Annotated in this window: 10 protein-coding genes; 4 read left to right on the forward strand and 6 right to left on the reverse strand. The window is 33.9% G+C overall.

Going from position 1 to position 14,284, the window contains the following annotated elements:
* Positions 1 to 3: 3 nt before the first annotated feature.
* Genes hemC through ACLHDE_RS05625 form a run of 4 tightly spaced genes read left to right on the forward strand, consistent with a single transcriptional unit; the run spans position 4 to position 4,668 of the window.
* Positions 4 to 963, forward strand: coding sequence for a hydroxymethylbilane synthase (gene hemC, locus ACLHDE_RS05610; RefSeq protein ID WP_415398224.1), 960 nt, complete (start codon positions 4 to 6; stop codon positions 961 to 963).
* A gap of 2 nt (positions 964 to 965) precedes the next feature.
* On the forward strand, positions 966 to 2,780 hold the full coding sequence (locus tag ACLHDE_RS05615; protein ID WP_415398225.1) for a menaquinone biosynthesis decarboxylase: 1,815 nt from the start codon (positions 966 to 968) through the stop codon (positions 2,778 to 2,780).
* Between the two features lie 26 nt (positions 2,781 to 2,806).
* The gene (argH, locus tag ACLHDE_RS05620; RefSeq protein WP_415398226.1) at positions 2,807 to 4,207 is read left to right on the forward strand and encodes an argininosuccinate lyase; all 1,401 of its coding nucleotides are present in this window, start codon (positions 2,807 to 2,809) and stop codon (positions 4,205 to 4,207) included.
* The gene (locus tag ACLHDE_RS05625; protein ID WP_415398227.1) at positions 4,204 to 4,668 is read left to right on the forward strand and encodes an OsmC family protein; all 465 of its coding nucleotides are present in this window, start codon (positions 4,204 to 4,206) and stop codon (positions 4,666 to 4,668) included. The genes argH and ACLHDE_RS05625 overlap by 4 nt, the downstream gene beginning before the upstream one ends.
* A gap of 16 nt (positions 4,669 to 4,684) precedes the next feature.
* Here ACLHDE_RS05625 and ACLHDE_RS05630 read toward each other — a convergent pair whose 3' ends face one another.
* From ACLHDE_RS05630 to ACLHDE_RS05655, 6 genes are read right to left on the reverse strand one after another with little or no spacing between them, the layout of a single operon-like run.
* Entirely contained in the window at positions 4,685 to 5,380 is a 696-nt protein-coding gene (locus tag ACLHDE_RS05630) for an energy transducer TonB (protein WP_415398228.1), read from the reverse strand.
* Positions 5,377 to 8,463, reverse strand: a complete 3,087-nt coding sequence (locus tag ACLHDE_RS05635) for an efflux RND transporter permease subunit (protein ID WP_415398229.1) — start codon at positions 8,461 to 8,463, stop codon at positions 5,377 to 5,379. The genes ACLHDE_RS05630 and ACLHDE_RS05635 overlap by 4 nt, the downstream gene beginning before the upstream one ends.
* A gap of 3 nt (positions 8,464 to 8,466) precedes the next feature.
* A complete protein-coding gene (locus tag ACLHDE_RS05640) occupies positions 8,467 to 9,276 on the reverse strand; it encodes an acyl-CoA dehydratase activase (protein WP_415398230.1) in 810 nt (269 codons plus the stop codon).
* On the reverse strand, positions 9,276 to 10,553 hold the full coding sequence (locus ACLHDE_RS05645; RefSeq protein WP_415398231.1) for a 2-hydroxyacyl-CoA dehydratase: 1,278 nt from the start codon (positions 10,551 to 10,553) through the stop codon (positions 9,276 to 9,278). The genes ACLHDE_RS05640 and ACLHDE_RS05645 overlap by 1 nt, the downstream gene beginning before the upstream one ends.
* Entirely contained in the window at positions 10,546 to 11,526 is a 981-nt protein-coding gene (locus ACLHDE_RS05650; protein ID WP_415398232.1) for a 4Fe-4S binding protein, read from the reverse strand. Before ACLHDE_RS05650 ends, ACLHDE_RS05645 begins: the two co-directional genes overlap by 8 nt.
* Positions 11,513 to 14,272 (reverse strand): nitrous oxide reductase accessory protein NosL, encoded by a 2,760-nt coding sequence (locus ACLHDE_RS05655; protein ID WP_415398233.1) that lies wholly within the window; start codon positions 14,270 to 14,272, stop codon positions 11,513 to 11,515. Before ACLHDE_RS05655 ends, ACLHDE_RS05650 begins: the two co-directional genes overlap by 14 nt.
* Positions 14,273 to 14,284 lie beyond the last annotated feature (12 nt).

A 14,284-nucleotide genomic window follows, 5' to 3' on the forward strand; every position in this document is an offset into this window, starting at 1 on the left:
AGAATGAAAAAATTAGTAATAGCCACTAGAGTCTCTGATTTAGCACTATGGCAAGCATACCACATTAAAGCTAGAGTAGAGGCTTCATACCCTGAAATTACAGTTGAGTTAAATAAGATTGTAAGTAATGGGGACAAAGTTTTAGATAAACCTTTAGCTCTTATTGGCGGTAAGGGTCATTTTACAAAAGAACTAGAAGACGAGATGCTAGCAGGCAATGCTCATATTGCAGTTCACTCTTTAAAAGATGTTCCTACATATATTCCTGATGGTTTAGAACTAGTAGCGGTTACAAAGCGTCAAGATCAAAGTGATGTTTTCTTATCTCACAAGTATGAGTCTTTAGAAGATTTACCACAAGGAGCAGTTGTAGGGACTACAAGTCTTAGAAGAAGAATGCAACTTTTACAACAAAGACCAGATTTAAAGGTAAAAGACTTAAGAGGTAATGTAAATACAAGACTAAGAAAACTATCTGAGGGGCAATATGATGCTATTATCTTGGCATATATCGGTCTTCACAGATTAGACTTACTCAAAGATATTCCACATACTCAAAAATTATCGCTTGACATGATGATACCACCGATGGGACAAGCAGCTCTTGGTATAGAGATAGTTCAAGGAAATGACAAAGTTAGAGAGATAGCTGAGAGTTTAAAAGATGAAAAAACATTTATTTGTACTCAAATAGAGAGAGATTTTATTTCTAAAATTGGAGCAGGTTGTTCAGCACCTGTTGCTTGTAATGCTGTAGTTAATGGAGATAAAATAATTTTTAGAACTATGATAGGTTTTCCTAATGGCACAAATATAATGCAAGAAAAAATAGTAAAAGATTTTGATAAAAGTGATGGTCTAGGGTTTGAAATGGCTAAACTTATGATAGATAATGGAGCACTAGAGCTACTAAAAAGAGCAGAAGAAACAGCGTTTAAAGATGAAATGCCACAAAGATTATAAATATGAAAAAAACTATAGAGCTATTACAAAAAAACGGTGAACTAAGAGTTATTGATGATGAACTAGATATTTACCTTGAAATTCCTCATTTAGCATATGCAGAAGTAAAGAAAAAAGATGGTGGTAAAGCCATTCTTTTCACCAATGTAGTAGATAAAAAAAGCGGTATTAAATTTAGCGAGAATGTTTTTATGAATGTATTTGGTTCATATAAGCGTTGTGAACTTCTTTTTGGTCGCAGTATAGAATCAGTTGCAGATGAGATAACTAAACTTCTTCATATGAAACCTCCTGCAGGTTTTATGGATAAAATTTCAATGGCAAGTGAGCTTTTTGCACTTAAAAATATTTTTCCTAAACGTTTAAAGGGTAAGGGTGCTTGTCAGGAAGTAATCTATCAAGATGAAGATATTGATCTTTATAAATTACCAGTATTAACTACTTGGGAACAAGATGGTGGTCCTTTTATAACTATGGGGCAGGTTTATACACAAAGTTTAGATGGTGAGTTGGTAAATCTTGGTATGTATAGACTACAAGTCTATGATAAAAATCATTTAGGTATGCACTGGCAGATTCATAAAGACTCATCTCACTTTTTCGATCAGTATCAAAAAGCTGGTAAAAAAATGCCTGTAACAGTTGCAATAGGTGGTGATCCACTCTACACTTGGTGTGCAACTGCTCCACTGCCATATGGAGTAAATGAGCTTCTGATGTATGGTCTTATTAAAAAAGAACCTGCTAAATTAGTCAAATCTTTAACGACTCCACTATATATTCCAGCTGATGTTGATTATGTTATAGAAGGTTGGGTTGATACACAAGAAATGAGAATAGAAGGGCCTTTTGGCGATCATACAGGTTATTATACTTTAGAAGAACCATACCCAGTAATGCAAGTTAGTGCAATTACTACCAGAGCTAAACCTACATTTCTAGCTACTGTTGTAGGTAAGCCACCATTGGAAGATAAGTATATGGGTTGGGCAACTGGTAAAATCTTCTTTCCATTATTAAAGACTACTGTACCTGACTTACTTGACTATCATATGCCAGAAAATGCAGGTTTTCACAACTTAATACTTGCTAAAATGCAACCTCACTACAAAGGGCATGCAAAACAATTTATGCATGCTTTTTGGGGTGCAGGACAAATGAGTTTTGTAAAACATGCAATATTTTTAGATGAGAGCTCTCCAAAACTAGATAACTATGAAGTACTGACCTCTTACATATTGGATAGATTTACTCCTAAATCTCTTTTTATTTCTGAAGGTATTTTAGATGCACTTGATCACTCTTCACCAGAGACATTAGTCGGTGGAAAGCTTGGTATAGATGTTACTGCAGCTCATAAAGTAGAAGCTCCTCAGCTTTTAGGTGATGAAGAGCTACTAGAAAAAATTCAAGAGTTAATACCAGATGCTACCGGCGTACACCAATATATGAGACGTACTAAAAATCCGATTACTGTAATCACTCTAAATAAGACTAAAAATGCAAAAGAGTATTTTGATGCACTTATAGATTTAAGCACAAATATTAGAATTGTAATCTTTGTAGATGAGAATAAAAATGATTTGTTTAATCCATATATGTTGATTTGGCGTGTTACTAATAATATGGACGCTTTAAGAGATGTTTTTATTACAGGATTAATGGTTGGTGTTGATGGAACAAATAAAAGTGTTATAGACGGTTTTACTCGTGAATGGCCAGATGATGTTGATTGTACTCAAAGTGTAGTTGAAGAATTAAAGAAAAAAGGACTATGGGACTTGGATGAGAAGTTAAATAAAAAGTTTCAATTATAATAAATAAATAAATTAAGGAAATTAAAATGGATAAAATGTGGTCAGGCCGTTTTTCAGCGGGTGCTTCAAGTTTATTAGATGAGTTTAATGCTTCAATCATGTATGACAGAAAATTATATAAAGAAGATATTGAAGGTTCACTTGCTCATGCAGCAATGCTTACAAAACAAGAAATTTTAACAACTGAAGAACTTCGTCAAATTACTGAGGGTTTAAACCAGGTATTGAGTGAAATAGAATCAGGCAAATTTGAGTGGAAAATAGGCGATGAAGATCTTCATATGGGGATTGAAAAACGTTTAACTGCTATTATTGGAGATGCAGGTAAAAAACTACATACTGCAAGAAGTAGAAATGATCAAGTTGCTGTTGACTTCCGTCGCTGGGTTTTAAAAAGAAACTTAGACTTAGTAGATTCTCTAAAACTTTTAATGAAAGAGATCTTAGTTGTAGCACAGAAACACACAGAGACACTTATTCCTGGTATGACACATCTTCAACATGCTCAACCAACTAACTTTGGCTTTCATTTAGGAGCTTATCTAGCGATGTTTAAGCGTGATATTGCTAGATTTGAAGACTCATACAAAAGAAATAATGTTTCTCCGCTTGGTTGTGCTGCACTAGCAGGAACACCGCATAATGTAGATAGAGATATGACAGCGCAACTTCTTGGCTTTGATAGTGTAAGTGTGAACTGTTTAGATACTGTAAGTGACAGAGATTTTGCTTTAGAGATTTTGTTTAATATCTCAACTATGATGATGCATATCTCTCGTCTGAGTGAAGAACTTGTTATGTGGTCAAGTTATGAGTTTGGATTTGTAGAGTTAAGTGATGAATATTCCACAGGTTCATCTATCATGCCACAAAAGAAAAATCCTGATGTACCTGAGCTTCTTCGCGGAAAAACAGGTCGTGTATATGGCTCTTTAATGGGACTTTTAACTGTTATGAAAGGTCTTCCATTAGCTTACAACAAAGATACTCAAGAAGATAAAGAGGGTGTTTTTGATTCAGTTGATACAGCTTTAATATCTTTAGAGATTTTAAAAGAAGCTATTAAAACTATGGAAGTAAAAGCTCATAATATGGAATCTGCTTGTTCTGTTGGACATTTAGCAGCTACTGATTTAGCTGATTATTTAGTTGAGAAATGCGGTATCCCATTCCGTGAAGCTCATTTTATTACAGGTCACGCTGTTGCTAAGAGTGAAGAGTTAAAAATTGATTTAAGTGATATAGAATTTAAATATCTTAAAGAGATTGATTCAAGAATTAGTGAAGATGTACTAGAGTATTTAGTTCTTAAAAATTCTATGAATGCAAGAACTTCTGCAGGTGGAACCGCAACTGTAAGAACTGTGGAACAGTTAGAACAATTTAAGACTTTTTTAATAGAAACTAATCCGGAGTTATTTATATGAAAGTAAGTGTTTCTCACCAAGATGGTATGAAGTTTGAAGCTAAAACTTCAAAGAGTAGTTTTGTAATTGATTGTCCTGTTATATCTCCTGTTGAGTATTTTTTAGCTGGTATTATTACATGTAGTGCGACAGATATAGTTTTGATTCCAAAGAATCAAGATAAAACTGTTACGGATTTAGTTGTAGATGGTGAAGTTGTAAGAAATGAATCTCATCCATGTAAGTTTAATACTCTGCACCTGACATATAGTTTTAACTCAGATGGTGATGACACTATGGCTGCTCGCTGGGTTATGGCATCGTTAGAGACTTACTGCTCAACTATTAATACTATTCGTGATACTACAGCTATCACTTACTCTATCACACATAATGGTAAATTGATTCGCCAAAATGAGCAGATGATTTCGGGTGGTGGCTCAAACATTGATATGGGTGAAATAGAGAGTTGCCCATCTTAAGCTACTAAAGCTCTTTTTACTTTAAAATATATGAGATTTTTATTTTAAACTCTCTTGGAAAGTCAAAGAAAGAATCTTTCACAGAAATAGGAAAGCTTCTTGTAATCGCTTGAATAGCTGATTTTTTAAAAATACTTCTTCCTGAGATTATCTTAATATCCTCTACATTACCATCTGATAATATCTTAAACTTGACATCTACAAGTCCCTCTATACCTCTTCTTCTAGCCGTATGTGGGTAAGATTTATTACTATTAATTTTATGAATTAAATGTTTAATAAACAAATCTTGTTTTGCCTGAACAACTTCATGATTAATTTTATTTTGAGTCTTTGTAATAGTTTCTGTAGGAGTCACACTCTCTTGGGTCTCCTCTTCAACTACTTCTATCTCCTCTTCTATCTCTTTAACAGGCTCTATATGTTCTTCTATAGTTTTTTCTACTATAGGTTCTGGTATTGGTTTAGGGATGGGCTTTTCTTTAATCGGCTCAGGTTTTGGTTTCGGTTTTTTCTTTGGTTTTATTTTTTTTTCTATTTTTGGCTTGGGAGTTTCTGGTTGAGTTACGACTGAGAAACAGATTTTTTTAGTTACTTTTATATTTGCGTCTGCATTACAACTCTCATCAATATTTACAAAATAAATCACTCCTGCAATTAAGGAAAAATAAAAAATAAAACTGATTATAAATGATGAGAGATATCTATTCATGTTGTTTTGTACTTTCTTGAAAAATTATACATCGTAGGAAGGTAAAAAAGATTTAGTACTGTTCCCCATAAAAGTCCAAATCCCATAGTTACTGCTAAGGGTTGAAATGTTACAGCTTGTCCTGATGCAAAAAATATTAAAGATGAAAGACCTACAACAGTTGTTATAGATGTTAGTATAATTGGTCTTAACCTTCTTGAAGCAAGAGTTAATATATCATCTTTACTTTGAGCATTTTTCAGTGTTGCCATCATAATGATTCCGTCATTTACTATGACCCCGGCAAGTCCCAATGCCCCTATAAGAGATGGAAGTGATATATTTAAACCCATAAAAAAGTGACCTACATATACACCAAGAAGAGAAAAAGGGATAACAGACATAACGATAAAAGTCTCTCTAAGAGAATTAAACAGATATAGTATGGAGATAAAGATTAAAATAATAGCTAGTACTGAAGCCAATATCATCTCAGTTTGCATAGTCTTTTTTTGTTCTCTTTCACCTTTGAATTTTAACTTGATTCCTTTTACTTTTTTTAGTTCTTCAATGGTAGGAGCGATTTTTTCCAAGACTTCCGTTGCTGTTATGATAGATGGATCAACATTTGCAAAAACAAAAAAACTAATCTCTCCATCATCTTTAACCAATCTCTCTAGAGACTCTACTATTTCAAATTCACAAATATCTTTTAGTTTTACAAATGTATTGTTATTTAGAGGAATTTCAAGTCTTTTAAAACTCTCTAAACCATCTTCAACATTGAAGGATTTTACTTTTATATCTACAAGCTCATTACCGTCAAAAATAGTACCGACTTTTCTTGAAAGATAAAGATTGGATACGTAGTTGCCAAGGTATTCCTCAGTTATACCAAGCTCCTCTGCGTATGCATTTAGTTTGAGTTTTATCTCATCAGCTCCTATTTTAACATTGTCTCCATAATATTTAATTCCCACTATCTTGGAGAAAGCATCTTCTATTTCTCTAATAGCTTTTAGAGCTTTTTGATGATCATCACTGATTACACCTATGCGAATATCAGCTTTTGTATGACCCATTTTATTCTCGACAACCATTAGGTTGTTTAAATTAAATTGTTTTTTATACTTTTGCTCTTTTAGCCAAACTCTAAGATCTTGTGAAATATCTTGTGAAGATTTATCTCTTATTCTGTCCTTAGAATCATAATAAAAGCTCAGGTAAGGCGTTATGTATTTATCTACAAAATTTAAAGGCTTCATCTTATGTAATTCCATAGAAACATAGCCTACATAAGGGTACATCTCGGCAGATCCTGTTGCACTTCTTCTGTATCCCGCCGTTGAACTCACATGTTTTACAAAAAATCTATCATGATTTTTTAAAATATCTTTTTCTAAAGTTTGTACAATTATTAGAGATTCTTCTAGTGTAGTTGTAGGTGTTGCTTTAAATGTGATGCTGATAGAAGAGTCATCAAAGGGTTGAAACATCTGAAACTTTGAATTTTTTACACCCGTGTAGATTAGTGCTGGTACTATTATTAAAAAAATCAGTAAAAAAGTTTTTTGATATTTTACGAGCTGTTTTAGAATCTTTGAATAGAGTAGATTTATTTTTTCCCATGAGAGTGTTTTTGATTTTGCCGATAGAGTATGTGAAGCATGAATTGGTAAAAAGATAAATGACTCTATAAGTGAAGCGATAACAAGAGCAGAAAATGCAATTGGTATAAGCTGTATAATCTCACCGAGTCTTCCACTTAACATTAGTAGAGGAATGAAAGAGAATAGGGTAGTCAGTGAAGCAATGGTCACAGGTTTTGCCACCTCCTTAGTACCTAAAAAGGCTGCTTCTTTGGCTGAATATCCTTTTTCAATATATTGCTGAATATTCTCACTTACAACTATGGCATCATCGACGATAATACCGATGGCAATAAGCACACCTATAAGAGAGTTTACATTAATAGAATAACCTGTAAAGTAAAAGTATATTGCACCGATAACAAAAGATGTAGGAATACCCAGAGCTATGATAAATGCTATTCGTACATTAATTAAAATAGCAGTTAATAGTGTTATGAGAATAACACCAAGTAAAATGTTTGAGATGACAATATTTAGTGTATCTTTTATAACTACAGATTTATCCATTCTAACACTAAATTCAACACCATCAACATGCATCTGGGATATAAGTTTTTTAATATCATTAGATATAGTAACTGCATCACCTTTTGGATTTTGAGAGACAGCGAGTGTGATTGAGTTGTGCCCATTCATACTTGCAAGTGTTGATGAGTCTTCATACTTCTTTTTTATAGTGGCAATATCTTTTAGGGCAATTTGCTGATCATTTATATTTATAATAGTATTTTCAAATTCATTAGAGAATTTTTTATCATTTTGTGTAGAGATATAATACTGTTCTTTAGCATTATCTATTTTTCCCAAAGGAAATATATAAGATATCTCTGAAAATATTCGCATTGTCTCATCCAAGGAGAGGTTATACGCATTTACTTTTTTTTCATCTATCAGAACTTCATAAAAAAGTTCAGAATCTCCAAAAATAGTGACATCTGATACATCTTCGATTGAAAGAAGTCTGCTTTTAAATTTTTTAGAAAGAGCTTTGAGTTTATCTCTAGAGACATTCTCTGAGCGTATTGATACATGCATTATGCTTCTTGAATGTGCCACGCCTCTTATAATTGGGTCATCCATATCGCTTGGAAGATTTGTCCTGATTAGAGATATAGCATCTTCGATTTTGTTTGTTACATCTGTTTTATCTGCATTTTTATCTAGTTCTAATACTATCGTAAATACACCTGGAGACACAACAGATGTAACACTATCTACACCAACAATATTTTTAACTTCATCTTCAATCTCTTGAACAGCCATCTTATTTAGGATATCTACAGATGTACCGCTGTATGAGCCTCTAATTGTTATAGAGTTTGGTTCAATAGTCGGAGATATCTCTTTTGGAATTTGATTGTAAGCGAAGATGCCTACTGCAAAAAGTAGAAAAAAGAGAGCATAGTTGATTTTATAGTTATCAATAAAAAATTTTAACATTCTATCAAACATGAACTATTCCATTTCCTTTTCATACTCATAAGATTCATGTGCCAAAATTGCTGCTCCGTATGAAGTTGTTATTTGTGGAAACTCAGGAATAAATATCTTAATGCCGAGTTCATTTTCGATAGCATTAACCAAACCACGATTAAGGGCAGGCCCTCCATCAAAATAGATATTCTCTTTTATGCCGACTCTCTTAACTAGCTTTATAATTCTTCTTGCTATAGAGTAGTGAACACCCGCAACTATATCCTCAACACTATTGTCATTTCCTAAAAGTCCGATTATTTCAGACTCTGCAAATACTGCACAAGTGCTGTTGATTGCCAGTGGTGTACCCTCTGATTTAAAGTGATAATCACCTAAATCACTAACTTCAAGTTCCAGATTCATTGCAACAACATCGAGAAACTTTCCAGTCCCGGCCGCGCATCTGTCATTCATTGCAAAGTTTACTACATTTCCTTCACTATCTAATGAAATTGCCTTTGAATCTTGACCACCTATGTTAATAATAGTCTTTATTTCACACTTGTCTTTTGCAGCTGCTCTTGCTCCAATGGCATTTGCAGTTATCTCACTTATATTTTCATCTGCTTCTTTAAAGAGCTTTCTTCCGTAACCTGTTGCTACTGTATAGACTAAATCTTTTTCATCAATATTAAGCTCGCTTAGAAGCTCTTTTAGGCTCTGTTTCGCATACTTATAAAACATACTCCCACTGGCACTTATTTTATGTCCTATTAACTCTTTGTTCTCATCTATGAGAGCAATTTTAATAGCAGTTGAGCCTATATCGATTCCTGCAAAATATTGCATTAACGTTTCCTTCTTCTATTTTTGAGAGACTCTACAAAGGCTTCGATTCTGGTTGTAAGCTGACCTAGATGACTAGGGCTATAATCACTCTCAAGATAAATAATAGGTATACCTTCTTTCTCCATCGCTTCTAAAACAGATCTCTGTTCCATCTCATAGACTTGGCATCCGGCAAATGCCTGATAAACAACACCATCAGCCTTATACTCTTTTACTAAATCAATTATTCGTCTTTTTCTGTCTTCATTTTTTGTAAATATTGGGCAAGTACACCCTTTTAAATATCTATCTGCAACACCGTCAATCATATCATTTACAAACCATTCATCAACACTTACCATGTCGTTAAACATTCTGTTTGATGAACATGTTTCATCTGCAACTATTATAGCATCAGATTGCTCTATTAAAAGAGGGATTTTTAGATTTGGAAAGATTGGAGGTGAGCCTGTGTAGACTATTCTTGGACTTCTTTTATGAGCAACATTAAACTCATCTTTTACTCTTTGCTCACACTCCTTTGTCAGTGCATCTACGGCTTCTATCCAGTTGTCTATTTTATCAAAGAAAAAAGCATTAGTAACAAGAAACATATCTACTCCTAAAATAGGAGAACTAGCATTTTTTCTCAGTACGTTTAGTTTATGGTAGAGATACTGAGCATATCCAACCTTTTTTATAGACTCTTTTAACTTCTTTTTTGTTATTTTTTTACCCAAATCAGCTGATAAATCTTTAGTGAATTTTCTGACACTTCGTCTCCAGTATTCACGGCTCTCTTCGCTCTCTTTTGTTCTTGGAAACTCCATATCATAGACTGAAAATCCCATTTCTTCTATAATCGCACCAGATTTTGCTTTTTGATCACATGTCGTTGGAGAAATAATAACATCGGGCTTATCTGAGAAGTTATCAGATACAAACTGTCCAACAGTCGCTTTTACTAAAGGACATGCTTTTGATGGAAGCAGGTCACTTCCAATCTCATCATTGGTATAAAAACCGTTGCAGAGTCTAAGAGGAACTGCATCAAGAGCATATATGATTTCAGATGGAACTTGGATGCACATAGTTCCAACTTTCACTTTATCACTGTGCAGAGGCTCATTTTTGCAATGTACACTCTCAAAAAGATTGTAAAAATAATCCATCGCTTTTGGAGGTTCTTTAAACTCATGTTTTATTTTTTCTAGTACCGTCATAGCTTCCATAGCTTTATGACGATTTTGTTTCTCTTTAGGAGTCTCTATTTTATATTCTGTAGTACTTTTAGTCATCTTTTTTATCCCACTCATCCATCTGCATTCTTTTTGTAAATCCACCTTTGGTAGATTTAAATATAGAGTGATTAACAAGGTCTAGATGCAAGACATCATCTTCAGGACAAGCAGCCACACATTTCAGACATAATATACAGTCATCTCTTAAGATATTCGTACTTGTAACATCATCAGCTATGTCTTTTATCTGCATATCACAAACCGTGTAGCAATCGCCACATTTTGTACATTTATCGCCATCTTTTTTAAGTTTTAAAAGAGCTGCATCACTAAATATATAGTGCATAGCACTCATAGGGCAAAAAAAGCAGAAAAATCTCTTTTTAACAAATGAACCAACCACAAAAAGACCGGTAAATATTAAGCCAAGTGAAGTAAGAATCATTGCACTTTTCGTTGAGAAGTCTAGACTCCATTGAGATGTATCTCCTACAAACAGTGGTGTTATCATTCTTCCAGGACAAATCTCACAAAACGCAGTTCTCCACTCTCCACCAAGAAGACCCATTCCAACAGCCATAGGAGCTAAAATTACAATAGCTAACATAAGGTACTTTATCTTTTTTAATTTGTTAAACTGAGGCTGTGTGTATGTGCTATATCTGATACCCATTTTCTTTCTCAAACCTGTTAACCAGTCTTGCATAGTACCTAATGGACAGGCATAACCACACCATGCTTTGTTAAATACAATAAACCAGAGTAAAAATGTTAAAAAAGCTATGAGAACAGAGATACTCGCTACGCTAAAGAGTACATCTAACGGACGAGCCAATTGATGTTGCAGAGGTAGAAAATAGCACATTCCACCAACTTCTTTGTCATAACCGCATGAAAATACGGGGATGCTATTTCCTAAATTGATAGAAAAGTAGCCTCCATATATAAAGAGGATAAAGAAAAACAGTTGTAGCCAAAAACGAAATCTTCGAATGTCGGCTTTGTTTATAAAGTCTCTAATTCTTTTCATCAAATCTTAGCTCCTTAAAAGGTTTCTCTCTTCTTTTTCTAAACCAGTAGATAGCAAATCCGGATAGTATAGCAGTAGCTGTTGCAGCCATTAAGCCATAAGCATAAGATCTGTATTCACTCTCTCCCGGATAATAAAGAGACGCATATGTTGCTTCGTAGTTTATATACTTATACTCTTTATCCTCATAGATGCCATTAGCGTCTTGTGTATAGTTTGCAGTTAATAAAAATTCGTTTTTATGTCTTCTGTCAAACTTATCCCACTCGGGAAAATAATCTTTTAAAAGCGTGAAAACTGCTATACCATTTTTATCTGTTTTAATTGTTTTTGACCAACCTGTTTTAGTTGAGAGTGTTAGTTTGGCATTTTCAACAGGATTGGAATTAAGTAAAACTTTAAGTCTAATTTTACCGCCTGAGTATAGACGATGATAAAAAGTCTCCCCATCCTCTCTTAGTCTTAAAATATCAAAAGGCACTTCTTTTATACTATGAGCTGACATTTTCTCCTCATCATATACAGCATCATTACTATGATTAAATCTCATATTTTCAAACTTTGCAGTTTTTATATATAGAGTATTATCTTGTACTATTTTATCCACGTAAAATAGGTTATAGTAACCATTGTTGGGCATTTTAAAACTAACTGATTTACAGCCTTCTTTTGTTGATTGAGATAATTTTGTTGTTTTTAAGTTGGCATCTAGAAGATAAAGTTCAGCATTTATGTTGCCCATACAGTTCTTATATCCAGTATTGTCTTCAAAGATAGGCCACAACTGTTTTGAAGGTACCCATTTTCTTCCACCACCATGGCTATGTCCACCGTAAGATTTTCCTTTTTTAGCTGATGGATTTGTGTCTGATAAATATACGCTATTGAGTGCTGTTGGTTTTTTATAAGTTTGAGCAGGTCTTCTTTTAAAATCTGTTAGAGCATTTTTATATGCCACGTCAAAGTTTACTATTTTTCCACCATTTTTTTGTATGAATGCCTCGGCATCTGCTTTAGAAGCAAAAGCAAACTTACTGCTTTTACTCATAATGCCTTTTTTCTTAGCTCCCATTACATAAAAAACTTTTGTTGCATCTATGAATTTAAGACTTTTTAAATCTACTGCTTGAATATCTTTTAGAGGAATCTTTTTTATACCCATCTCATTTGCAACGCAGTGCAAAGAACAAAACTGTTTAGTCTCTTCATTGTGTGTTGCCGCATGGTTAGCTTTATAAAATTTTGCCAAACTCATACCACAGCTTGCACAAGCTTCTTTATTTTTACCAGATTGTAAAATAGTGGCTTTGTCTTTAGCTACACTTTGAAATACTTTAGCACTTCCGCCATGGTTACCATGACCACTCGCTGCTCTGCCGTATGTGTCAAGTATATATCCTCTGTACATATTAACACTTAGGAAAAAGATTATCAGAGATGCAGCAAAAGGATATGCAATGATTTTTCTCATCTTCGTAGCATCTAGGAGTCTCATCCTCTTGTAGAGTATGATTAAAGCCCAAGCAATAGCTACCCATTTAAGTAAGCCAAACATATGCAACCAGCTATCTCCTCTGTTTGCCAGAGATGCAACATCTACTGAGAAGCCAAAACCTTGAGCAAAACCTTCAACTATACGCTCATAACCTCTTGTAAAAAATGTCTCAAGTGAGTGAGCGATTGAGCCTAAGATAAACAGCGGAGCATATGAGTAGCCAAGGTCATAAAAGATTTTCTTAAAATCTTTTTTTAGAATTTTAGATGCTATAAACATACCAAGAAGAGCGGCTACTATTGTAAAAAGCATCGCATAAAGAAATGCAAACAGTCCAACAGGATCTACCGGACCAAAGCTCATATAGTCTTTTAAGAACTCAGCTGTTTTTGACCATATCATATCTCCTGCAGCATTGCTTCGCCCGATTCCATGATGAAATGACATTGTAATAGGAATAGCTGCTAAGATAAGTATGTATGTCCAAATCTCTGCTTTTAGAACTTGAAATTTTGAAAATAGAGAAAATGATGGTTTTTCAACTTTAAAACTTACGGCTTCACATGCAGCGGAGCAATCCATACACAGAGTACAGTCAGTCATTGAATTTCGTTTATCGAATGTAAATGGCTTTAAGTTGTATGGACAAGCTGTTGCACACTCAAATGTTTTACAATCATTACATGCACTTTTGTATGTACCCAACCATGTAAAAGAGAGTCTGGCATAAGCACGGGTCAGCGTTCCAATAGGACAGATATATTTACAGTAACTCATATCTTTGTATAGAAAATAAACCACAAAAGAGAGTAGGGTCATAACCGTAAATAAAATTGCAGTGACAAACGGCATTCTGTAGAGACCAGGAAACATGTAATTGACAGCCCACCAACCAATAACAAGCAACACTATGCCTATGTATCTATTTTGCATCCACTTTGGCATGGTTTTTTTCAAGCCAAACTTTGTAATGTATTTTCCCATAAAGCCGTGAGGACAGACTCCGCAAAATACACGTCCTAATGTTGGAAGTGTTACAACCATAAACAGAGACCAAAAAATCCCCCAAAAGACAGCCCAAGTAAAGTTATTATCTTTTCCTGTATGTGTAAATCCAAAATATATAGCATAGAAAAATAGAGCCAAAACTGCTATTTTTAGAGTCATTAAGAACTTCTGATTTTTAAATAAAAAACCTATTATTGGTTTGCCATAAATATCATCTTTGTCACGTTTTATAAAATCTACCATTATTAAATTCCT

The organism is Sulfurimonas iocasae, assembly GCF_047716755.1.
In the GTDB taxonomy this organism is placed as follows: Bacteria; Campylobacterota; Campylobacteria; order Campylobacterales; family Sulfurimonadaceae; genus Sulfurimonas.

Bases quoted from the DNA above. Each gene is read 5' to 3' on its own strand.
- hemC (WP_415398224.1), top strand. From the start codon at position 4: ATGAAAAAATTAGTAATAGCCACTAGAGTCTCTGATTTAGCACTATGG.
- ACLHDE_RS05615 (WP_415398225.1), top strand. From the start codon at position 966: ATGAAAAAAACTATAGAGCTATTACAAAAAAACGGTGAACTAAGAGTT.
- argH (WP_415398226.1), top strand. From the start codon at position 2,807: ATGGATAAAATGTGGTCAGGCCGTTTTTCAGCGGGTGCTTCAAGTTTA.
- ACLHDE_RS05625 (WP_415398227.1), top strand. From the start codon at position 4,204: ATGAAAGTAAGTGTTTCTCACCAAGATGGTATGAAGTTTGAAGCTAAA.
- ACLHDE_RS05630 (WP_415398228.1), bottom strand. From the start codon at position 5,380: ATGAATAGATATCTCTCATCATTTATAATCAGTTTTATTTTTTATTTT.
- ACLHDE_RS05635 (WP_415398229.1), bottom strand. From the start codon at position 8,463: ATGTTTGATAGAATGTTAAAATTTTTTATTGATAACTATAAAATCAAC.
- ACLHDE_RS05640 (WP_415398230.1), bottom strand. From the start codon at position 9,276: ATGCAATATTTTGCAGGAATCGATATAGGCTCAACTGCTATTAAAATT.
- ACLHDE_RS05645 (WP_415398231.1), bottom strand. From the start codon at position 10,553: ATGACTAAAAGTACTACAGAATATAAAATAGAGACTCCTAAAGAGAAA.
- ACLHDE_RS05650 (WP_415398232.1), bottom strand. From the start codon at position 11,526: ATGAAAAGAATTAGAGACTTTATAAACAAAGCCGACATTCGAAGATTT.
- ACLHDE_RS05655 (WP_415398233.1), bottom strand. From the start codon at position 14,272: ATGGTAGATTTTATAAAACGTGACAAAGATGATATTTATGGCAAACCA.